Raw genomic sequence first — 21,908 nt, 5'->3', positions numbered from 1 at the left:
GCGAAATCAAAATGCTGCAGCGTCCTTTGCGCGTCCGAAGGGACGCGCGGCGCTGTAGGCGTCGATCTTCGCGCCGACGAGCCGCATTGTCATTGAAAGATATGTCGTGGTCACTTCCGCGATGGACAGCCGTTCGCCCGGCCGAAACCAGACGATGACGCCGGTCATCATCTGGATCAGCGCCATGGCCGTCAGCCCGGTGTCGTCGATGCTGAAAGCGCCCGTCTCGTCGCCGTCGCGCAGGATGGCGCGCAACTCCTTCTCGTAAGCCGTGCGCATACGCAGTATCTGTGTCAGCCGTTCGGGCGACAGACTGCGCAATTCCATGTTCGACACATGCGTGGCGTGCCGTCGCTCGATATGAAAGGCGATGTGATTGCGCACATAGGCGGAGAGCAGTTGCGCCGGATCTCCATCCGCCGGCCGGGCTGCTTCCCATGCTGTGGCCAGACCTTCCATGTGCTCGCGCATCAGCGTGAACAGAAGCTCTTCCTTGGTTGGAAAGTAGCGGTAGAGCGCGGCTGCCTGGACGCCGACCTCGGCGGCCAACTGGCGCATCGACATCGCTTCGTAGCCAAGGCGCGCGATGAGGTTGACCGCCGCCTCACGGATGGTCGCTTCTGTCTTTTCGCCATCGGACCCAGCGGTGCGTGCCATGTCAGCTCCTCTGCGAAGCAATAATAAAACGAACGTTCAATTAATTCAAGACGCCAATCCAAACTCACCTTCATGCAACGATCCTGAACCCAACAGAGGCGTTTTCTGCCACCAACTCCTCGATGTCGACCTTGGAAACAGAAGCTCCGGCCGGCCCTTCCCAGAGGCGCTTGATCATTGTCGAGACCGCTTCATCAAGGCCTGCAATTTGCGTCGTTACGGCCCCATCCGCTTCATTGCAAACCCAGCCCGCAAGACCAAGGCCTGTGGCCTCATCCCGGGCCCATGCTCTGAAGCCGACGCCTTGCACATTGCCGTAGATGCGCGCCTGCACTTTCCTGCGATGACCAGTCATGAATCTCTCCAAGCCTGTCTCGTTAAAATCTGGTGCATGGCTCAGGGAATGCAACATGAGAGTTGCGCGCACGACGCAATAGCTGGGCCCTCTGGCTTTGAAATTTCATTGACTCAGTCCATTAATTTTGAAAAATGGAGCTGCCCTATTGGGAGTTGGCTGGATGTTGGACGAACGCAACGCATTGGTGGCCGATGTCAGGCGCTTCAATCGCTTCTACACGCGCACCGTCGGCCTTCTCGACGAGACGCTGACACAAAGTGCATTCACTTTGACCGAGGCGCGCGTGCTGTTCGAATTGGGTCACCGCAGCAACCCGGCTTCCGCCGAAATCGCGGGCGAGCGAGGTTTCCTGGCTGGGGCTTTTCGGCTGGAGAATGGCCCGGCGGCCTCTGAAATATCAAGACAGTTGCGTGTCGATGCCGCCTATCTGACGCGGATCCTGCGCAAGTTCGCGGGCCAGGGGCTGACCGAGGCCAGAACGGACCCGGCTGACCGGCGCCGAAGGGTCCTCTCGCTGACCTCACGAGGCGAGGCAGCGCTTGCCAGACTGCAAGCGGCGGCCGATCGGGACACGGCGCGGCTGATCGAAAGCGTCCCCGACGACAGGTTGCATGAACTGCGCAGCGCCTTGCGCAAGGCGGGGGAATTGCTGGGCGATCCCACCCGTGACAGCAGCGAGGTGACGTTGCGGCCGCATCGCGTCGGCGATGTCGGCTGGGTCGTGCAGCGCCAGGCCCAACTCTATGCCGAGGAATATGGCTGGACGATCGAGTTCGAGGCCATGCTCGCCGAGATCGGCGCCGATTTCATTCGCAATTTCGTGCCCGGCCGCGATTTCTGCTGGATCGCCGAGCGCGGTGGTGAGCCGGTCGGCGCGGTGTTCCTGGTTCATCAGGACGACGAAGTGGCCAAGCTGAGAATGCTGCATGTCGAGTCGCCGGCGCGCGGCCTCGGCATCGGCAAACGACTGGTCGCGGAATGCGTGAACCAGGCCCGGGCTTGCGGCTACGCCAAGCTGGTGCTGTGGACCAACGATATCCTCGTTGCGGCGCGCGCGATCTACGAACGTGCCGGCTTCAGGCTGGTCTCGCAGGAGCACCACCACAGCTTCGGCAAGGATCTGACCGGCCAGACCTGGGAAATGGATTTGTAGGCAGCTTTTGCTGCCGGTTTGCTTGCAGACGCGATTCTAGTTCCCCCGCGCCGTTGCCAGCGCGCCAGGCAACTCCTCGGCAAGAATATCGAGTTCGTGATCGAGACCGACGCTGACGCGGATACAGCGGTCGAGCCGTGGCACCATCGGTTTGCGGATGAACACGTCGCGCGACAGCAGGCCTTGCAGAACTTTCAGCGCGAAGGCGCCATCGCCGCAGCAATCGATGGTGACGAAATTGGTCGCCGACGCCAGTGGCTTCAACCCGTTCGCTTCGGCAATGCCGGCGATGCGTCGGCGGCCGGCCGCGACCCGCGCCACCACGCTTCTGAGATAGTCCTGGTCGGCGAGCGCCTCGACGCCGGCGATCTGCGCCATGCGGCTGACGCCATAATGGTTGCGGATCTTCTCGAAGTCGTGGATCACCTGGGCCTCGGCGATCGCATAGCCGCAGCGTATGCCCGCCAGCCCGTAAGCCTTCGAGAAGGTGCGCATGCGGATGACGTTTGGCCTGGAGATATCGATCGGCGGCAGCGCCGAGGCCGGCCCGAGTTCGCCATAGGCCTCGTCGAGCACAAGCATGGTGGTTTGCGGCAGCGCCTCGATGAAGCGGATGATCTCGCTCCCCTCCCACCAACTGCCCATTGGATTGTCCGGGTTGGAGAGATAGACCAGCGGGGCCTTGTCCTTGCGCACCGCCGCCAGCAGGCCATCCAGGCTTTCCCGGTCGTTCTCGTAAGGAACTGTCACCAGCCGCCCGCCGACACCGGCAATGTGGAAGTTGAAGGTCGGGTAAGCGCCGAGCGAGGTGACCACAGCATCGCCGGGCGCGACGTACATGCGTGCCACAAGGCTGAGCAGGCCATCTATGCCCTCGCCGACAACGACGTTCTCGGCTTCTAGGCCGTGATGGGCGGCAACCGCCAGCTTCAGATCGTGATTGTCGGGATCGCAATACATCCACATGTCGCCGGCGATCTCGGCCATCCGGGCGGTGACGCGCGGCGAGGGACCAAAGCTGCTCTCATTGGCGCCGATGCGGGCGCGGAAAGCGCGGCCACGCTCGCGCTCCTGCGCTTCGGGGCCGACAAACGGCACCGTCGAGGGAAGCGCTGCGATGAGCGGCATGAGGGGAGGGCGCTGGGGCATGGTGGAAGCTCGTTTGAAAAGGGCCTTCTTGCTAGCGCGCCGGATGGGTCGGTGCAAGTTGCCGCTGGGCAGATCCGTAACGCTGGATTCATCCGGCTCTTTTTGCTAGCGAGATATCATGAACAACCGTCTCCCGCCTGCTTGGTCAAAGCACATCAAGCCCGGGCCCACGCCGAAAGCGAAGGGGCCGATACTCAAGCCGACAGTGAGCCAAGGAAACGCTCAATCGCGAGCGCAGGCCGACGAAGCGCTGCTGAACCAGGCCTATGCCCTTCAGCAGGCCCAGCGGCTCGACGAGGCTCAGGACCTGTGCCTTCGGGTGCTGGCGCGCACGCCAAACCATCCGCTCGCTCTGTACATCCTGGGGACCCTGTACCAGCGTTACGATGACGAGATGGCCTTGCGATATTTCGCGCGGGCGGTCGGCGAGGAACCTAAAAACCCTTACTACCACCTCAGCCTCGGCGAGGCCTATGTGAAGGTCAGCGAATATTCGCCAGCCATCAAGCATATGCTGTATGCTTTGGAACTGCAGCCCAGACTTATCGAAGTGCTTTGTGCACTGGGGCGCGCCTACACCAAGTTTGACAAACCCGACATGGCTTTGCCGCTTTACGAGAAAGCGCTCAAGATCAACCGCGATCATCCCAAAGTGCGGGCGGGGCTGGCCAGCGCGCTCAGCGGCCTGGGGCGCATGGATGAGGCCGCCGCCTTTCTGAAAGAAGCAATCGGACGTCGCATCGACGTGCCGGCTGCCTACCACGACCTCGTACAGACGAAAAAATTCACCGAAGAGCCGGAGGAACTCCAATCCATCCTGCGTGAACTCGGCAATCCCAAGCTTGATCCGGACGGTGCTTACAAGCTCCATCACGCTGCCGGCAAGGTACTGAACGACCTCAAGCGCTACAGTGAGGCATTCGACCATTTCAATAGGGGGAAACGGGCCTCCGGCTACACCTTCGACATCAATCTGTATCGCCGCTGGATCGACTCCCTGATTGAAACCTTCACGCCGGACTTTCTGGCGGCCAGGGCCGGCTATGGAAATCCTTCCGAAGTGCCTGTGTTCGTGGTCGGTATGCCGCGGTCGGGCACAACGCTCACGGAACAGATCTGCGCCAGCCATCCCGATGTTCAAGGGGCAGGCGAGCTTAACAAATTAAGGCGGGTCGCCAATGCAATCGGCCTTAAAACCTCATCGGCCGGCGATTTGAGCCGGCCGGTCATGTCGGTCACGCAAGATCTGTCCAGAAAGTTGGCGGAAGAGCATCTGTCCTACCTTAGGGAGTGGGCGCCTGCCGCGCTTCGCGTGGTGGACAAGATGCCGCACAATTTTGAAATGATCGGCCTTATCGGCCTTCTCTTTCCCAACGCGCGCATCATTCATTGTCGCCGTGATGCCATCGACAATTGCGTCTCTTGCTTTGTCCAGAGCTTCAACAAAGGACACAGCTACAATACTGATTTGCGGATACTAGGTCTGTACTACCGCGAGTATGACCGACTGATGCGCCATTGGAACGAGGTTTTTCCAGGCCTTATCTTCGAAAATCGCTACGAAACGCTGGTCGAGGATCAGGAGGCGCAGTCACGCCGCCTCATAGATTACCTTGGGCTGCCCTGGGATGACGCCTGCCTGCGTTTTTTCGACAGGGATGGTTCGGTCAATACGCCCAGCCGCTGGCAGGTTCGCCAACCGATCTACAAATCGTCGGTCAAGCGCTGGAAGAATTATGAAAATGAGATTCAGACGCTGATTGATGCGTTGGGCGATCTAGCGGACAAATAATCCAATCCGAGCTGTGCGGGTGCATGCAATGCGCCCGCGACTTTCGCTGTTAATACCGAATCAATCAATTAAGACAGCGGGTTGCAGCACCGCATCCAATAGTCGCACAATGTCCTGAAAAAAACCCGGCGGTTGCCCGCCGGGTTGCAGACTGCTGACAAACCCCTAGCATTTGCTAGGGGTTTTTGATTCACTGGGTTATGTTGAAGCGACCCGCCCCTGAACAGACCGCACTCGAGATGGTGACGCTGGATCAGTTGGTTCCGGCTGATCACCGTTGCGCAAGATCGACCGTGTGATTGATTTCTCCTTCATCCACGAACTGACCGCGCCACTGTATTGCCCCTACAATGGCCGCCCGCCACTCGATCCGACGTTGATGTTCGAGGCGCTGTTCATCGGCTATCTGTTTGGAGTTCGCTCGGAACGGCAGCTGGTGCGCGAGATCGAGGTCATGTCGCCTATCGCTGGTTCCTGCGGCTGAAGCTGACGGACAAGGTGTTCGACGCCTCGACGTTGTCACAGAACCGGCGGCGGCGTTACGACGACACCAGCGTGTCGCAGGCGATCTTCGACCGCATCGTCGAGCAGGCGATCCGGGCGGGCCTTGTCGATGGCACGGTGCTTTACACCGCCTCCACCCATCTGAAGGCCAACGCCAACAAGACCCGCTTCGATCTGGCGTTCGTGGCCAAGTCGCGGGCCCATTACTGGGAGGCGCTGGACGCGGCGATCGATGAAGAGCGCGCCGTCCATAGCCAGAAACGGCTGAAGGAGAAGCAACGCCAGCCGGTGGAGAAAGAGACCAAGGTCTCGCGCATCGATCCCGACAGCGGCTACATGGTGCGCGAGGGCAAGCCGAAAGGCTTTTTCTATCTCGATCACCGCACGGTGGATGCGGCGCATGCCATCATCACCGACACACACGCGACAGCGATCGTCCATGATTCGACCGTCTACCTGTCGAGGCTCGATCGGCAGGTGGAGGGCTTCGGCTTTGATGTCGGCGCCGTCGGGTTGGACGCCGGCTATGCCACGGCCGGCATCGCCAAAGGACTGGAGGATCGAGCCATGTGCGGTGTCACCGGCTATCGCCGACCGAGACCGCCCAAGCCCGGCATGATGGCACCGTCGGCCTTCACCCATGAGCCGGCGGCTGATGGCCCACAGGGCCAGGTGCTGGCCTACGCCACCACCGACCGCAATGGCTACCGCCGCTACAAGAGCGACCCCGCCATCTGCCGCGGCTGCCCATCTCCTGACACAAACAGTCCAAGACACTTCAATCACATAACAAAAAACCCCGCCGAAAATCGACGGGGTTTGTCAGCAGTCTGAAACCCGGCGGTTGCCCGCCGGGTTTTCGATTCGACAAGTCGCAACTTATTAGAACGAGCGCTGGAAGCGAAGGAGGCCGCCGACGCTGTTCTTCTTGTCGGCCGGAGTCCAGGCGACGTTGTCCGTGCTGCCCTCATCGAACTTGCCGGCATGAAGATAGTCAACTTCGGCCGTGACGGTGAAGCCGGGAACGATGTCATAGGCGACGTTCGCTGCAACGCCGACGTTCTTCCAGTCATCAGCAGACGCCTGAAGGTTGAATGAGGTCTTCTCGTTGAACTTGTAGGTGCCACCGCCCCACACTGCCCAGTTGCCGCCCCACTGCTTGTAGAAGCCGCGACCGCCCGCGGGCTGATCATAGGTCGGGTCGTTGAGGTTGTCGTCGGTGCCATAGCCACCCATGATGAACAACGACAACTCGTTGGAAACGTTCACATCCAAGCGAACTTTGCCGGCGACTTCTTCGTAGTTGCTGTCATACGCAACAACACCAGTGATCGCGCCCCAGCCCTGGGTCCACTTCACGCCGCCGACAACATGCGGAACATAGCTGTCGATCGTGCCAACGCCATACTTGCCGTTGCCAAGATCGTCGACGGATCCAGCGCCCGAGCCTTCTTCGAGCGAGAGCACGGCCGAGAAACCATTGCCTGCGTCGAAATAGTACTGGACGACGTTGGTGTCGAAGTCGCCGTAGGGAACCAGCGTATCCTGGATGACATTGCCGGCGTAGCCGATGAACGTATCGAAGGCCGATTCGTCTTTACCGACGCGCAGACCGCCAAGTTGGATCCAGGCGAAGTTCAGCGATACGTCCTTGTTGTGCGCATCGTTCGGGCCGAAGTCGGGATCACCGTTGCTGTTGCCGAAATTGAAGCGGGTCTCGGTGTAGGTCTTCAAGGTGCCGAGCTCGGTCTCCTGGCCGGTCCAGGTTTTGAGCGTGAAGCGGGTGTTCTTGTACCAGGCTCCCTGGTTCTTGCCGTCCTGCACGTCGTTGCTGCGAGCACCATCGAACGAGCCGACGTCGCCAGCACCGATGTCATAACGGACATAGCCGCCGATGCGCAGGCAGGTTTCGGTGCCGGGGATGTAGAAGTAGCCAGCGCCGTAGACGTCGCAAATCTTGACGTATTCAGCGGGTTCCGGCTCGGCGACGACGACGGCGTCGGCGGCGCGCGCACCGGAAACTGCGATCAGGGCCGCAGCGGAGCCGAGGAGAAGGCTCTTGATGTTCATTTTCTGACCTCCAGTCAGAATCGAATGAAATTACGGGAGCCGCCGTCCGCTTCATCGGAGTAACGAGCTGTTATCGCTATCTCTTTTTGGAAAACCGTAGCATTTTTCGGTAGGCCTGCGGTCGTCACCAAAGCGTTTACTGGCGAAAGCGTGCCTGACCCGGATTTGAGATAACGTTCGAATGAAGCTGCCTTGGCCTGATTCGAGAAGGCCATATAGGTGACGATCCGCCATGGCAGGAACTTGGACGTATGGCTGGATTTTCCCGAATTGTGCTCGGCAAGCCGTCGTTTTAGGTCCGACGTCATGCCGACATAACGCCACCTTCCGCAACCTCGCTCTCCAGAAGATAAACGTACCACATGAGCCGGCCCCTCCTTTGCCAATGCGAGAAGGTATCCGGCTTGGCCGAAGGGCAGCTGCCAACCCTGTTTTTGCAAGAAATTCAGGCGCTTGAGCCCTCCTTCGCTACGGCTTCGGAGGGCATCCTGTTTCGCGCGGGGAGGTCGGGACTTGTCCTGCGAAGCGCGCAGCGCGAAGCAGGATGGCGGAGAGGATGGGATTCGAACCCACGAGAAGCTTTTGACCTCTACTCCCTTAGCAGGGGAGCGCCTTCGACCACTCGGCCACCTCTCCGTTGGGCCGCTGGATAAAGAAAAGCGCCGGCACAATCAACAAGCCCGCATCATTATATGCAAAATAAGAAGGCGCCGAACCGCGACCTTCCATAGATGTGGCGGTTCTGCGGTTGTTTCTGGCCAGCGACTCGGGAACTCGCCATGATTCCGTCGGTCCATCGCCGGATTCGGCGACGAGCAAGGGGTTGCGGTGGCCTGATGGTTAACGAGAGCTTTCTGAGTGAGGCCAAATCGTGTCATTTGTGCAACAACGCCGGGGGATAGCAGCCAGGCAGCCCTTTCACCGGTACGATCGTGGTTGAACGCCGCCGTCTCATGAGTAATGTCGATTTTGAAGGAGCGGCGCGGTGCGCATCTTTTTCGGTAGTGGGGATGGGGCAGGGAACGCTGTCCTTCAGCAAAGAATACCCAGACCCGTTTTTTAACTTTTGACTGGAGGTCAGAAAATGAACATCAAGAGCCTTCTCCTCGGCTCCGCTGCGGCCCTGATCGCAGTTTCCGGTGCGCGCGCCGCCGACGCCGTCGTCGTCGCCGAGCCGGAACCCGCTGAATACGTCAAGATTTGCGACGTCTACGGCGCTGGCTACTTCTACATCCCCGGCACCGAAACCTGCCTGCGCATCGGCGGCTATGTCCGTTATGACATCGGCGCTGGTGACATTGGTTCGTTTAATGGTGCTCGTGCTATCGACCGGATGGATGGTGACGTCCAGGATACCTGGAGAAAAAATGCACGCTTCGCGCTGAAGACCTGGACCGGCCAGGAGACCGAACTCGGCACCTTGAAGACCTACACCGAGACCCGTATCAATTTCGGCAACACGAATTTTAGCGACGAAGCCTTCAATAAGGGCATTTCGCTTAATTTCGCCTGGATCCAGCTCGGTGGCCTGCGCGTCGGTAAGGACGAATCGGCGTTCGATACGTTTACCGGTTATGCTGGCAACGTCATCCAGGATACGCTCGTTCCTTATGGTGGCTTCGACACGAACGTGATTCAGTACTACTTCGACGCTGGGAACGGCTTCTCGGCTGTGGTCTCGCTCGAAGAAGGCTATGGCGACTACACGATCGACAGCTACGTCCCTCATGTCGTTGGCGGCGTGAAGTGGACGCAGGGTTGGGGTGGCATCAGCGGCGTCATTGCTTATGACAGCAATTACGAAGAAGTTTCTGGAAAGGTTCGTTTGGATGTGAACGCCACGAATGAACTTTCGCTGTTTATCATGGGTGGCTACGGCACTGATGATAATATCAACGACTTCGGCGGTGGTCGCTCCATGTACAAGCTGTGGAGCGGTAGCTGGGCCGTATGGGGCGGTGGCACCTACAAGTTCAACGAGAAGACCTCGTTCAATGCTCAGCTGTCTTATGACGATGGCAAGAACTTCGGCGCCGCGGCTAACATTGCCTACGATATCGTCCCGGGTCTGACGATCACGGCGGAAGTCGACTACCTCCATGTTGGTGATGACACCGTCTCCAACTGGACTGGCGCCGACAAAGAAAACAACATCGGCGGTATCCTCCGCTTCCAGCGCTCGTTCTAAGGGCTGGTTCCTTACAGGTGAAATCCAGCCCGGGCGCACAACGCCCGGGCTGTTTTTGTTTTCGCGACTGGATCAAGGCAAACGGAAGGATGGGGGTAACGGTAGCTGAATGAATCCGTGGGGTGATTTCGTGGGATCTGCTGATGGGCGGATGAAATCACAACTGCGTGATTAAAATCTCTTGAAAGGACGCTTCCAAGCGGGTAGGGCTGACCTATCCCACTCGGGGGTGTGGCAAATGATGACGAACGAAGCGATTCAAGAGGGTGAGTCCTCTGATCATTTTTCGATGTTTTCTTCTCAAAGTCCGAAGATTCGATATACCTACAACAAGATTAGAGAAGTAAAGTCGCATCGGGTCGGAGATCTTTTTTCAGCATATCGGGACATATTATGGGATGATGGGCGGCATAAGTATAATGTCAGCTCGTTCATCGGCGAAATAGACGAGATCCTCCTTGGGGAGCGTTTCAGCGCCTTTGACCAAAGTACCCTGGACAACCTTATCGGCACCTTGCGCCAGCGCGGCAACAGCAACGCAACCATCAATCGAAAGATGGCTGCCCTCAGCAAACTGCTGCGCAAGGCTCACAAGATGGGGGATATCCACAGCCTGCCCGAGTTCCGCCGCCAGAAGGAGCGGGCGGGTCGGATTCGCTTCCTCGAAAGGGACGAAGAGGCGCGGCTGTTCGCCGCCATCAAGAGCCGCAGCGAGGATGCCTACAGGCTTTCCGTCTTCCTGGTCGACACCGGATGCCGTCTCGGCGAGGCGCTTGGGCTGATCTGGAACGATATCCAGGAGCATCGCGTCAGTTTCTGGATCACCAAATCCGGCCGCAGCCGCACCATCCCGATGACCGAGCGGGTCAAGGAGGTCATCAAGCTGCCTCCCACTGAGGGTCGCCGGCCCAAAGGACCGTTCACCAAGCTCAGCCAGGCACAGTTTCGTGCCATCTGGAACGACGCGAAGGCCGAAGTCGGTCTCGGCGCCGACGATCAGGTGGTGCCGCACATACTGCGCCATACCTGCGCCTCGCGTCTTGTCCAGGGCGGCATCGACATCCGGCGCGTGCAGATGTGGCTCGGCCATCAGACGTTGTCGATGACCATGCGCTACGCGCATCTGGCCACCAACGATCTCGATGGCTGTGTCATCGTGCTGGAAACGCCTCGATCGACTCAGCCGGGCGGCAATCGCGCTGAAGGCTCCATGTTTTCTTCGCCCGTGACGACGCCTTCGTCGCCGACGGCAGGGCGAAAAAAGAGGGATGAGGCAGCCGCCGCCGCAAAAGAGTCGCCGAAAGCGGCTCGGAAAAATTCAAAAGCCAAGTAGGCTGAAGAATCCTGTCTATACTATTGTAGCTATCCCGTGACCTTGTTTGGTCATGGGATTTACTTCGAGATATTCCTGCGTTCGGCTTGGTCGAGAAAAGCGGCTATGTCGCCCGGCAGGCTGCCGGTCTCCAGGAATGGCGCATGGCCCTGGCCCTCGACAGTGATCGTCTCCATCATGGAATGTCGCTCTCTCATCTGGTTGAGCGTGTCCATGGACAGCAATCTCGAATTGGCACCACGTATGGCGAGCAACGGGATGGCGGCCAACGCCTCGAATTGAGGCCATAGATCAGGCAGCTTCTGCGTCAGATCGAGGCTCGCCACGGTATCCACCAACTTCGGATCGAAATCCGGCACCAGCCCACCATCCGTTTCGCGGTAGAGAGCCCAGACCATGCGATCCCAATCGGCGCCGGCAAGGGCGGGGAAGTCTTCGCCATGCACGCTGCGCTGGGCGGCCGCCGCCTGCGTGCGGGTTTTCGGTCCCGGGTCGCGCTCGAGATAAGACTGGATATGGGCAAGCCCGGCCGTCTCGATCACCGGTCCGATGTCGTTGAAAACAATGGCTTTCAGGACGGATGGCCGCATCATCCCGAGCACATGGATGATCAGCCCGCCGCGCGAGGTGCCGATGAAGGCCGCTTCTCCGATGTTCAGCGCCGTCAGCCCGGCCAGGAGGTCGCCGGCCTCCACGCCGACATTGTAATTTTTGACGTCGGGATCATAGGTTGACTGCCCGCGCCCACGGTAGTCGAAGGCGACGACCTTTCGCGGAGTTGCCGCATCCGTCGACAGATAGAGCGCCAGCTCGTGAAAATCCCTGGCATTGCGGGTCAGGCCAGGCAGGCAGACAACCGGCCAGGATCCGGTATTGGCCTCACCATAGATGCGCGCATGAAGGCGTAGCCCATCGGGTGCGCTGAAGAAGAAGTCGGAAAAGCCTTTGGTGCTCGACATCTGGATTCTCTCCCGCCATGCCTCAGCCGACTGCTACAGGCGAGCGCGGGGATGGTCAAATAGAGGGCGGGGCGCTGAAGCTGCCGATCTCCCCCCTTGCGGGGGAGATGGCCGGCAGGCCAGAGGGGGGTGTGAAGGATTGCCAACCTTGGCCCATTACTGGGAATGAGCCATTGAACTGATAGGCCGAGGGACAGCACCCCCCCCTCTGCCTTGCCAGGCATCTCCCCCGCAAGGGGGAGATCTCCAGCTTCGACGAAGTCGCCTCTTGAGCCGTCAACCCCGCCCGTTCACCAGATCCCCGACAATGTCGTATTTGCCCGAAATACGCATCTTGTAGACCTCGTAATTCTCCATCACGCGCTGAACGTAACTTCTGGTTTCCGTGTAGGGAATTCGCTCGATCCAGTCGACGACCGCGTCGATGTCCTTGCCGCGTGGGTCGCCATACCTGGCCACCCACTGGCTGGCCCGGTTGGGGCCGGCATTGTAGCCGGCGAAGGTCAGCACGTAGGAGCCGTTGAAGCGGTCGAGCTGTTCGCCGAGGAAGGCCGAACCAAGCGTCGCGTTATAGCCGGCATCAGTGGTCAGCCGTGTTTGTGAAAACTGCAGCCCGGCCTTCTTCGCCAGTTGCCTTGCGGTTCCCGGCATCAGCTGCAGCAGCCCGCGCGCGCCGGCGCTCGACACGGCGCCGATGTTGAATTCGCTTTCCTGGCGGGCGATCGCATAGGCCAGCGCCTTGCCCGAGCCGGAAATGTCGGCCGAATCGGGAATGACGCCGAGCGGATGCGACAATGCGCCGACATCGATGCCGCGCGCCCCGGCGATCTTGCCGATTTTCAGCGCCATGAAATGGTTCCCTTGCTTTTCGGCAAGGACAGCCAGCAGCGCCAGTTCTCCCGGACTGGTCAACTGCCCGGCAAGGTCGCGATAGAGCGTCTCGGCATAGCGGTCGTAGCCCGCCTCCTGCAGCCGCTTGATGGCGCTGACGGCCTCGCGGCCGGCAAAATTCTGCCGGTCGGCTGCACTTGGCGAGGGATAGACGATGTTCAGCGCCTGCCGCCCCACGCGTTCGGCGGCAAGCTGGCCGTAGAATGTCGTGCCATAGGCAGCGGCGCGCGCAAAATAGTCCTTGGCATTGCCCGGACCGCCGACTTCCGCGGCACGGCCGAGCCAGTAATAGGCGCGCGACAGCGTCATCGGCCCCTGGGCGAGGTCCGCGATGCGAGCGAAATGACTGGCCGCGGTTTTTGGGTCGTTCAGGCCGCGCAGCGCGTACCAGCCAGCATGGAATTCGGCGTCCGCCGCATTGGTGGCACTTTCGGCGGCGTGTGTGGCGACGATCTTGTACGCGGTCTTCATGTCGCCCTGGTCTACCAGTTCGCGCGACAGCACCCGGCGCTCGACCCACCAGGCATCCGGATCGACCAGAGCTTCGCGATCGGTCGGCGCCTGCATCACAATGGCCGCGGCGCCGGCAAAATCCTCCTGCTTGCGCAGATATTCGGCCTGCGCGAAGAAGTAGCCGGCCGAACGTTGCATTGCCGGCACGGCCTTCAGCAGCTTGGGCGCGTTCTTGTCGCCTTTGTCGGCCGCCGCCCATGCATCGGCGAGCTGCTGGGCACCGGCAAGGCCGGCGACACGCAGGGCGGAATTCGCACGGTCGGCATAGAACATGCGCTCCATGCGAAAGCGGTGGTCGGCGGCCGGGATCAGGCTACCGAATTCCTTGATCAGCGCCGCCTCGTCCTTGGCCTCCAGGATCGCGGTGCGCCAGAAGGGCGACAGCACCGAACGTGCCGCCTTGATATTGCCTGACGCCACATAGGCGCGGGCAAGAACCATCACGCCTTCGAATGTCTGCGGCTGGCCGCCGTCGAATGCCGCAATGACGGCATCGGGGGCAGGGTTCTCGCGATAGAGTGCGCGTTCGCTGTTTTTGCGCAGGGTGACGGTGCCCGGCCAATTGGGCAGCATCTTGGCCGCAGCAGTGATATCGCCGCTCGGAATCTTGTCGCCGCCATAAAGCGCGATCGCCCAGGCAAGGATATGCTGGTCGAGCGACTGAGCGGGAAGGCCATCGCGCACACCACGAGCGCGGGGACTATCGCCCGCCGCCAACGCATCCAGCCCGCTTTTCAAGGGGGCGACGTCGGGCAAGGGCGGCTGTGGGATCCTGCCCTGCAGGTCAGGCAGCGCAATTGCCGCGCCTGGCATCGGAATGGCTGAGGTGACCCGTACGTCCACGCTACCACTGATCGCCATGCCCGGCATCAGCGCGAGCGTGGCGCCAAGCAGCGCGAGAATGTGAGGCCGACCGCCCGGCATGATCCTTAAATCTTCCTTGTCCTGGCATTCCACAAGCAGGCGGAGATGCCTCGAAGCCTAAACTTAGGTCGTGAAGAGCTCGTAAACAAAGAGTTATCGAGGCCGTTCGAATTGCGCTTGCTGGCACCATGGCAATGCTTGCCGTGCAACCATGTCGAGACTATGGTGCGCCGCTTCGCTTTCGGCTAGAAGGCGCGCACAACAAAACACCGACACAAAATAGAAGTGCCAAGGAGTTGGACGATATGCTGAGAGGCTCGCTTACTGCGCTCGTGACACCGTTCGAAAAGAGCGGGCGTTTCGACGAGAAAGCCTTTCGCGCATTCGTCGAATGGCAACTCGGCGAGGGCACGACTGGACTGGTGCCGGTCGGCACCACCGGCGAGTCGCCGACGCTGTCGCATGACGAGCACCGCCAGGTCGTCAAGGTGTGTATCGAGGTGGCCAAGGGCCGCGTTCCGGTCGTCGCCGGCGCCGGCTCCAACAACACCGAGGAAGCGGTCGGCCTCGTGCAGTATGCCGAGAAGGCCGGTGCGGATGCTGCACTCGTTGTCACGCCCTATTACAACAGGCCGACACAACGCGGCCTGTACGAGCACTTCGCGGCGGTCGCCAGGGCGACCAAGCTGCCGATCATCATCTACAACATCCCGCCGCGCTCGGTGATCGACATGATGCCGGAGACGATGGGGCGGCTTGCGCACGACTTCAAGAACATTGTCGGCGTCAAGGATGCCACCGGCAAGGTCGAACGGGTCTCCGAGCAGCGCGCCACGTGCGGCATGGATTTTATCCAGCTTTCGGGCGAGGATGCTTCGGCGCTTGGATTCAACGCGCATGGCGGCGTCGGCTGCATCTCGGTGACCTCGAATGTCGCGCCGCGGCTGTGCGCGGAATTTCAGGAGGCGACGCTGTCCGGCGACAGCGCCAAGGCACTGGAATTGCAAGATCGTCTGCTGCCGCTGCACAAGGCGATCTTTATCGAACCTGGCGTTTCCGGGGCGAAATATGCGCTGTCGAAGCTGGGCAAGGTCGAAAATGTGCTGCGTTCGCCGCTAATGACGGTCGAACATTCGACCGCCGACAAGATCGATGCGGCGATGAAGCACGCCGGCTTGATTAATTAGGGATGAGGCGCCACCTCTCCGCATCATGAATCAAGTCAGAAAAGCCGATCCCAACAACAAGACCGTTTCGGAAAACCGCAAGGCGCGGTTTTCCTATGAGGTGCTCGACACGGTCGAGGCCGGTCTGGTGCTGACCGGCACCGAGGTCAAGTCGCTGCGCCAGGGCCAAGCCAACATCCAAGACAGCTATGCCTCGGTCGAAGGCGGCGAGATCTGGCTGATCAACTCTTATCTGCCGGAATATCTGCAGGCCAACCGCTTCAACCATGAGCCGCGCCGGCGCCGCAAGCTGCTGCTCAACAAGCGCGAGATGGCGAAACTGTCGCAGAGTGTCGACCGCGAAGGCATGACGCTGGTGCCGCTGAAAATCTATTTCAACGACCAGGGTCGCGCCAAGCTGTTGCTCGCCGTCGGCCGCGGCAAGAAACTGCACGACAAGCGCGAATCCGAGAAGCAGCGCGACTGGTCGCGCGAGAAGGGCCGGCTCTTAAAAGAGCGTGGGTAGGCTGGGGCCATTCGCTTGACGAACCGGATTGTTCTTTTCGGTCTAGCGAGCCTGGTCTCGGTGTGCCTCATCACGGCAGGCGGCTATCTCTACTTCCGCACATTCTCGCCGGATCGCGATAAATATCCGGTCAGGGGCATCGACGTCTCCCATCATCAGGGCCAGATTGATTGGCGGCGCGTAGCCGCCGACGATGTCGCCTTTGCCGTCATCAAGGCGACCGAAGGCGGCGATCATGTCGATGATGCTTTCGCACGGAATTTGGAAGAGGCCCGGGCCGCCGGTCTCGCCGTCGGCGCCTATCACTTTTTCACCTTTTGCCGGCCGGGTGCGGACCAGGCGAAGAATTTCATCTCGGTGGTGCCGCACGATCAGCCCCTGCTGCCACCCGTGGTCGATATCGAATTCGGCGGCAACTGCCCGCAGCGGCCGACGCCCGAACAATTGAACGCCGAACTGGCCGCGTTCCTCGCTCCAGTCGAGGCGGCGTTCGGCAAGCCGGCGGTGGTCTATCTGACCGACGACGCAGCGGAAGCGTATGCAGCGCGGATTGCTGCCCGTCCGCTCTGGCTCCGCTCATTGCTCCTGGAGCCGGATCGCGACGACTGGGTCTACTGGCAGTACCACAACAGGGGTCGCGTCGACGGCATCAACGGCGATGTCGACCTGAATGTGCTGCAGGGTGGGCCGGAGAAATTGGCCGAGCTGTTCGCTGCACCTTGATCAGACGAATTCCGCTGGCGAGATGGAGAACCAAATGTCGGCGCGCTGATTCGTGTTACGCAGCGTTCCGTCCTGCCTGCGCGCTCACGAAGGTCAGTTTCAGACCAAGCGCCTCGGCCACTTTCATGATCGTTGCGAATTCGGGATTCCCTTCGCCGCTCAGGGCCTTGTAGAGAGCCTGTCGCGTCATACCGGCTTTCTCGGCAAGTCTCGTCATGTTCTGCGCACGCGCAATGACGCCAAGCGCATGAGCAATCTCCGCTGCGGTGCCATCTTCGCACGTCGCTGCCAGATATGCTTCGATTGCCTCTGGAGTGTCGAGATATTCGGCCCCGTCAAAGGCTGTGACTTTCATTGCCATATTGCCTTGTCCTTCCATTCCTTGGCGAGTTTTTTTGCGGCTGCGATGTCTCTGCTTTGCGTTCCTTTGTCGCCACCGCAAAGGAGCAGCACGCACAAGTTGCCTGCTTGGAGGAAATAGATGCGATAGCCAGGACCATCGTCGATCCGCATTTCGCTTATGCCCTCGCCAACGGGCTTGACGTCTCCCGGATTGCCTACAGTCAGTCGGTCGATGCGCCGAACAATGCGGGCTTTTGCTTGCGCGTCGCGGAGGTCTTCGAGCCAGCGTTTGAATGTATCGGTTTCGAAAACCTGCATCATGGTAACTGTAAACCATGGTTGACTATTGTCAAGGGGAGAAGCTGATTGCTTATCGTGCCTACTTGCCCAAGAACGCCGCTATCTGGCTGAAAACGCTGACGAACATTGCCTCGGTCAGCACGCCGGTATTGGTGTTGTAGCGTGAGCAGTGATAGCTCGAAAACAGCGTGACGCCACCGGCCGGCAGCTGCCCGCCATGCTTGAACGGGTAGGCGGCGACGCGCCCACCCAGTGCCCGCACGGTCGACTGGTGCGCGATCGATCCCAGTGCCAGCACGGCGCGCAAATTGGGGAACCGCGCGATCGTCGGCACCAGGAATGTCCGACAGGTGGCAATCTCTGCGCCCACCGGCTTGTTCTCCGGCGGCACGCAGCGCACCGCGTTGGTGATCGCGGTGCCGACAAGCTCCAATCCGTCGTCGGGTCTGGCCTTGAATTCGCCGCGTGCAAAACCGTGCGAAATCAGCGTCGAGTAGAGCAGGTCGCCGGCATAGTCGCCGGTGAACGGGCGGCCCGTTCGGTTGGCACCGCGAAGGCCGGGCGCCAGCCCGACGATCAGCAGTTGGACCGTCGCGTCACCTTCGGGAGGCAAAAAAGTCGGCACCGGCGCATTGAACCAGGACGGCTCGCGCTGCCGCCATTCGGCGATGAAGTCATGCAGCCGCGGGCAGAGCGGGCAATCGCGGCCGGGTTCGGAGGCGGAAAGGGCGGTCAAGGCGACTGGCCTCAGTAATCGTCCTCGTCGACTTCGGCCGGCTCGGGCCGCCGCACCGACCGCTCGGAGGGATCACGGCCGACCTCGTTCTTCAATGTCATCAGGTCGATGAAATGGTCGGCCTGGCGGCGCAGGTCGTCGGAGATCATCGGCGGCTGCGAGGCCATGGTCGAGACGATCGACACCTTGCGGCCACGCCGCTGCAACGCCTCGACCAGCGTGCGGAAGTCGCCGTCGCCGGAAAAGATGACGTAGTGGTCGACGACATCGGCGAGCTGCAGCGCATCGACCGCAAGCTCGATGTCCATATTGCCCTTGATCTTGCGGCGACCGGTCGAGTCGGTGAACTCCTTGGCCGGCTTGGTGACCACCTTGAAGCCATTATAGTCGAGCCAGTCGATCAACGGACGGATCGAGGAGTATTCCTGATCCTCGACCAGCGCCGTGTAATAATAGGCGCGCAACAGATAGCCGCGCTTCTGAAAGCTCGACAGGAGCTTGCGATAGTCGATGTCGAAGCCGAGTGCACGCGACGTCGCGTAAAGATTGGCGCCGTCGATGAATAGGGCGATTTTTTCACGAGGGTCGAACATGGAAAATATTCCTTCTCGAAATAAACGGCCGTCTAAACGAAATGCGATAGCGTTCGGTCAGGCTCATAATAAACCGGCTGACCTCCATGCCATCCGAAATAGCGCCAGTTTCGCGGCAATCCAAGGGTGCGTGCTGTACTGCAAGCAATTGTGATCGGGACACCGAACACATAACCACAGACAGGTTTTGCCAAATCGGGTGTTTGAACCAAGGTTTGGGCGCCATGCAGCCCGGCCATTGCCATGATGCTTGTATTTTGGCGGCGTTCGGGTTATGGACCGCGCCTGTTTTCCATCAAATCCATCGCATGAAAGGGGCAATCCATGGCCCGCGTAACCGTTGAAGATTGCATCGACAAGGTCGACAACCGCTTCGAGCTGGTGCTCTTGGCCGGCCACCGCGCCCGCCAGATCAGCCAGGGCGCGCCGATCACCGTGCCGCGTGACAACGACAAGAACCCGGTCGTGGCGCTGCGCGAGATCGCCGATGAGACGCTTTCGCCCGACGACCTCAAGGAAGATCTGATCCATTCGCTGCAGAAGCATGTCGAGGTCGACGAGCCCGAAGCCGACGGCGAGGCGATTGCCGATCAGACCGGCGCCGCCGTTGCGGCCACCGACGCCGATGACACCGAGGAGAACGTCACCTTCGACCGGATGACCGAGGAAGACCTCCTGGCCGGCATCGAGGGCCTGGTGCCGCCGGAAAAGAGCGACGACTACTAAGCCAGCGCTCTGGACCTGCCTGGAATACGTTTCCGGCACTTCCGTCCAGTCAGTTTCGTGGCTATCTATGGGATGCGCCGTACGCTAGTGCGGCGCATCAATCATTTCAGCACCGCGAGATCCCGCCCATGATGCGTCAGTATGAGCTTGTCGAGCGCGTCCAGCGCTACAAGCCTGACGTCAACGAGGCGTTGCTCAACAAGGCCTATGTCTATGCCATGCAGAAGCATGGCCACCAGAAGCGCGCTTCCGGCGACCCGTATTTCTCGCACCCGCTCGAAGTCGCCGCCATCCTCACCGAGATGCATATGGACGAGGCGACGATCGCGGTCGCCCTGCTGCACGACACGATCGAGGACACGACCGCCACACGGGCCGAGATCGACGATCTGTTCGGCCCCGAAATGGGCAAGCTGGTCGAGGGCCTGACCAAGCTGAAGAAGCTCGATCTCGTCTCGAAGAAGGCCGAGCAGGCGGAAAACCTGAGAAAGCTTCTGCTGGCGATTTCGGAAGATGTCCGCGTGCTGCTGGTCAAGCTCGCCGACCGTTTGCACAATATGCGCACCCTCGACCACATGCCGGAGGCCAAGCGCCTGCGCATCGCCGAGGAGACGATGGATATCTATGCGCCGCTGGCCGGCCGCATGGGCATGCAAGGCATGCGCGAGGAGCTGGAGGAGATCGCCTTCCGCTTCATCAATCCGGAGGCCTATCGCGCCGTCACCGCACGGCTTGCCGAAATCTTCGAGCGCAACAAGGGCGTGCTGACGGACATCGAAAAAGCGCTGTCCACGCTGTTCGAGAAGCATGCGATCAACGCCGGCGTGAAGAGCCGGCAGAAGAAGCCGTGGTCGGTGTTCCGCAAGATGGAGGCCAAGGCACTGTCCTTCGAGCAGCTCTCGGATATTTTCGGCTTCCGCGTCGTCGTCGACACGGTCGAGGACTGTTACCGGGCGCTTGGCGCCATCCACACCGCGTGGTCGATGGTGCCGGGCCGCTTCAAGGACTACATCTCGACGCCGAAGCAGAACGATTATCGGTCGATCCACACCACCATCGTCGGCCCGTCGCGCCAGCGTGTCGAGCTGCAGATCCGCACCCGAGAGATGAACAAGATCGCCGAATACGGCGTCGCCGCGCATTCGATCTACAAGGACACAGGCGGCAAGACGAATGGCGCCGCCCACGCGATTTCAAAGGAAACCAACGCCTACGCCTGGCTGCGGCGCACCATCGAGCAGCTTGCCGAAGGCGACAATCCCGAGGATTTCCTCGAAAATACCAAGCTGGAACTGTTTCAGGACCAGGTGTTCTGCTTCACCCCGAAAGGCATGCTGATTGCGCTGCCGCGCGGCGCGACACCGATCGACTTCGCCTACGCGGTGCACACCGATGTCGGTGACACCTGCGTCGGTGCCAAGGTCAACGGCCGCATCATGCCGCTGATGACGGAACTGAAGAACGGCGATGAGGTCGAGATCATCCGCTCCAAGGCGCAGGTGCCGCCGGCGGCCTGGGAATCGGTCGTCGTCACCGGCAAGGCGCGCTCGGCCATCCGCCGTGCCACCAAGAACGCCATCCGCAAGCAATATTCGGGTCTCGGCATCCGCATCCTGGAGCGCGCCTTCGAGCGTGCCGGCAAGACCTTCACCAAGGAGAGCCTGAAGCAGGTGCTGCACAGGCTGGCGCGCAAGGACATCGAGGATGTGCTGGCCTCCGTCGGGCGCGGCGAGCTCGCCTCCACCGACGTCATGAAGGCGGTATTCCCCGACTACAAGGATGAGCGCGTCACCACGGCCGTCCCCAAGCCGCGCGAGGAGGGCTGGTCGAAAATCCGCAATGCCGCCGGCATGCTGTTCCAGATTCCGGGTCGTGCCGCGCGCAAGGACAAGGACCAGCCACGCGATGGCGCCGTGCCGATCCGCGGCGTGCGCGGCGATCTGCCGGTGCGCTTCGCGCCGGAAGGGGCGGTGCCTGGCGATCGCATCGTCGGCATCGTCCAGCCGGGCACCGGCATCACCATCTATCCGATCCAGTCGCCGGCGCTGCAGGCGTTCGACGATCAGCCCGAACGCTGGATCGACGTGCGCTGGGACATCGACGAGCGCACCAAGGAACGCTTTCCGGCGCGCGTATCGGTCACCGCCATCAACGCGCCGGGGTCACTCGCCGATATAGCGCAGGTGGTTGCCTCGAACGACGCCAACATCCATACACTGTCGATGGTGCGCACTGCTCCCGACTTCACCGAAATGCTGATCGATCTCGAAGTCTGGGATCTCAAGCACCTCAACCGGCTGCTGTCGCAGCTCAAGGACAATTCGAGCGTCAGCGACGCAAGACGCGTCAATGGCTAGACCATGCT

General features: G+C 60.6%; 20 protein-coding genes, 1 tRNA gene and 1 pseudogene. 10 read left to right on the top strand and 12 right to left on the bottom strand.

The window, feature by feature from the left end; genetic code table 11:
• Positions 1-6 precede the first annotated feature (6 nt).
• Both NKH97_RS00330 and NKH97_RS00325 read right to left on the bottom strand, forming a co-directional pair.
• On the bottom strand, positions 7-657 hold the full coding sequence (locus NKH97_RS00330) for a TetR/AcrR family transcriptional regulator (protein WP_128303020.1): 651 nt from the start codon (positions 655-657) through the stop codon (positions 7-9).
• Positions 658-727: 70 nt separating this feature from the next.
• A complete protein-coding gene (locus NKH97_RS00325; RefSeq protein ID WP_128303021.1) occupies positions 728-1,012 on the bottom strand; it encodes an acylphosphatase in 285 nt (94 codons plus the stop codon).
• Positions 1,013-1,175: 163 nt separating this feature from the next.
• Here NKH97_RS00325 and NKH97_RS00320 point away from each other — a divergent pair, with 163 nt between their 5' ends.
• Positions 1,176-2,168, top strand: coding sequence for a bifunctional helix-turn-helix transcriptional regulator/GNAT family N-acetyltransferase (locus tag NKH97_RS00320; RefSeq protein WP_352441279.1), 993 nt, complete (start codon positions 1,176-1,178; stop codon positions 2,166-2,168).
• A 36-nt stretch (positions 2,169-2,204) separates the two neighbouring features.
• On the opposite strand, the gene NKH97_RS00315 is transcribed toward NKH97_RS00320, so the two are convergent.
• A complete protein-coding gene (locus tag NKH97_RS00315; RefSeq protein WP_352795205.1) occupies positions 2,205-3,317 on the bottom strand; it encodes a pyridoxal phosphate-dependent aminotransferase in 1,113 nt (370 codons plus the stop codon).
• A gap of 118 nt (positions 3,318-3,435) precedes the next feature.
• Here NKH97_RS00315 and NKH97_RS00310 point away from each other — a divergent pair, with 118 nt between their 5' ends.
• Positions 3,436-5,109 (top strand): tetratricopeptide repeat-containing sulfotransferase family protein, encoded by a 1,674-nt coding sequence (locus NKH97_RS00310; RefSeq protein ID WP_352441277.1) that lies wholly within the window; start codon positions 3,436-3,438, stop codon positions 5,107-5,109.
• A gap of 200 nt (positions 5,110-5,309) precedes the next feature.
• Positions 5,310-6,363: pseudogene (locus NKH97_RS00305) on the top strand (IS1182 family transposase); the annotation flags it as partial.
• Between the two features lie 132 nt (positions 6,364-6,495).
• Here NKH97_RS00305 and NKH97_RS00300 read toward each other — a convergent pair.
• From NKH97_RS00300 to NKH97_RS00290, 3 genes are all read right to left on the bottom strand, one after another.
• Complete coding sequence (locus NKH97_RS00300; RefSeq protein WP_127257438.1) at positions 6,496-7,683, bottom strand: porin; 1,188 nt, start codon at positions 7,681-7,683, stop codon at positions 6,496-6,498.
• A 14-nt stretch (positions 7,684-7,697) separates the two neighbouring features.
• Positions 7,698-7,991, bottom strand: a complete 294-nt coding sequence (locus NKH97_RS33270) for a GIY-YIG nuclease family protein (RefSeq protein ID WP_502895159.1) — start codon at positions 7,989-7,991, stop codon at positions 7,698-7,700.
• A 237-nt stretch (positions 7,992-8,228) separates the two neighbouring features.
• Positions 8,229-8,319: transfer RNA gene (locus NKH97_RS00290), tRNA-Ser, on the bottom strand.
• Positions 8,320-8,767: 448 nt separating this feature from the next.
• On the opposite strand from NKH97_RS00290, the gene NKH97_RS00285 reads away from it, so the two are divergent.
• A complete protein-coding gene (locus NKH97_RS00285; protein WP_128363099.1) occupies positions 8,768-9,871 on the top strand; it encodes a porin in 1,104 nt (367 codons plus the stop codon).
• Between the two features lie 238 nt (positions 9,872-10,109).
• Entirely contained in the window at positions 10,110-11,204 is a 1,095-nt protein-coding gene (locus NKH97_RS00280) for a tyrosine-type recombinase/integrase (protein WP_352441276.1), read from the top strand.
• A gap of 59 nt (positions 11,205-11,263) precedes the next feature.
• Here the strand turns inward: NKH97_RS00280 and NKH97_RS00275 are convergent, their stop codons facing one another.
• A complete protein-coding gene (locus NKH97_RS00275; RefSeq protein WP_352441275.1) occupies positions 11,264-12,163 on the bottom strand; it encodes an alpha/beta fold hydrolase in 900 nt (299 codons plus the stop codon).
• Between the two features lie 276 nt (positions 12,164-12,439).
• On the bottom strand, positions 12,440-14,491 hold the full coding sequence (locus tag NKH97_RS00270; RefSeq protein WP_352795204.1) for a lytic transglycosylase domain-containing protein: 2,052 nt from the start codon (positions 14,489-14,491) through the stop codon (positions 12,440-12,442).
• Positions 14,492-14,736: 245 nt separating this feature from the next.
• On the opposite strand from NKH97_RS00270, the gene dapA reads away from it, so the two are divergent.
• Genes dapA through NKH97_RS00255 form a run of 3 tightly spaced genes read left to right on the top strand, consistent with a single transcriptional unit; the run spans position 14,737 to position 16,846 of the window.
• On the top strand, positions 14,737-15,618 hold the full coding sequence (gene dapA, locus NKH97_RS00265; protein ID WP_352775982.1) for a 4-hydroxy-tetrahydrodipicolinate synthase: 882 nt from the start codon (positions 14,737-14,739) through the stop codon (positions 15,616-15,618).
• 25 nt (positions 15,619-15,643) lie between these two features.
• Entirely contained in the window at positions 15,644-16,123 is a 480-nt protein-coding gene (smpB, locus tag NKH97_RS00260) for an SsrA-binding protein SmpB (protein WP_013532594.1), read from the top strand.
• Positions 16,124-16,138: 15 nt separating this feature from the next.
• The gene (locus NKH97_RS00255) at positions 16,139-16,846 is read left to right on the top strand and encodes a glycoside hydrolase family 25 protein (RefSeq protein ID WP_023812858.1); all 708 of its coding nucleotides are present in this window, start codon (positions 16,139-16,141) and stop codon (positions 16,844-16,846) included.
• Between the two features lie 55 nt (positions 16,847-16,901).
• Here NKH97_RS00255 and NKH97_RS00250 read toward each other — a convergent pair whose 3' ends face one another.
• From NKH97_RS00250 to NKH97_RS00235, 4 genes are read right to left on the bottom strand one after another with little or no spacing between them, the layout of a single operon-like run.
• The gene (locus tag NKH97_RS00250) at positions 16,902-17,207 is read right to left on the bottom strand and encodes an addiction module antidote protein (protein ID WP_023812859.1); all 306 of its coding nucleotides are present in this window, start codon (positions 17,205-17,207) and stop codon (positions 16,902-16,904) included.
• Positions 17,198-17,509 (bottom strand): type II toxin-antitoxin system RelE/ParE family toxin, encoded by a 312-nt coding sequence (locus tag NKH97_RS00245; RefSeq protein WP_023812860.1) that lies wholly within the window; start codon positions 17,507-17,509, stop codon positions 17,198-17,200. Before NKH97_RS00245 ends, NKH97_RS00250 begins: the two co-directional genes overlap by 10 nt.
• 58 nt (positions 17,510-17,567) lie before the next feature.
• The gene (locus tag NKH97_RS00240) at positions 17,568-18,224 is read right to left on the bottom strand and encodes a uracil-DNA glycosylase (RefSeq protein WP_128303033.1); all 657 of its coding nucleotides are present in this window, start codon (positions 18,222-18,224) and stop codon (positions 17,568-17,570) included.
• Between the two features lie 11 nt (positions 18,225-18,235).
• Positions 18,236-18,817 (bottom strand): LabA-like NYN domain-containing protein, encoded by a 582-nt coding sequence (locus tag NKH97_RS00235; protein ID WP_023812862.1) that lies wholly within the window; start codon positions 18,815-18,817, stop codon positions 18,236-18,238.
• Positions 18,818-19,141: 324 nt separating this feature from the next.
• Here NKH97_RS00235 and rpoZ point away from each other — a divergent pair, with 324 nt between their 5' ends.
• Complete coding sequence (gene rpoZ, locus NKH97_RS00230) at positions 19,142-19,543, top strand: DNA-directed RNA polymerase subunit omega (protein ID WP_023812863.1); 402 nt, start codon at positions 19,142-19,144, stop codon at positions 19,541-19,543.
• A gap of 128 nt (positions 19,544-19,671) precedes the next feature.
• A complete protein-coding gene (locus tag NKH97_RS00225) occupies positions 19,672-21,900 on the top strand; it encodes a RelA/SpoT family protein (protein ID WP_023812864.1) in 2,229 nt (742 codons plus the stop codon).
• Positions 21,901-21,908 lie beyond the last annotated feature (8 nt).

This window comes from Mesorhizobium sp. M0870, from assembly GCF_040319775.1.
Taxonomy (GTDB): domain Bacteria; phylum Pseudomonadota; class Alphaproteobacteria; order Rhizobiales; family Rhizobiaceae; genus Mesorhizobium.
Note: the sequence above shows the minus strand (reverse complement) of the source record. Positions and strands in the feature narration are given on the sequence as shown.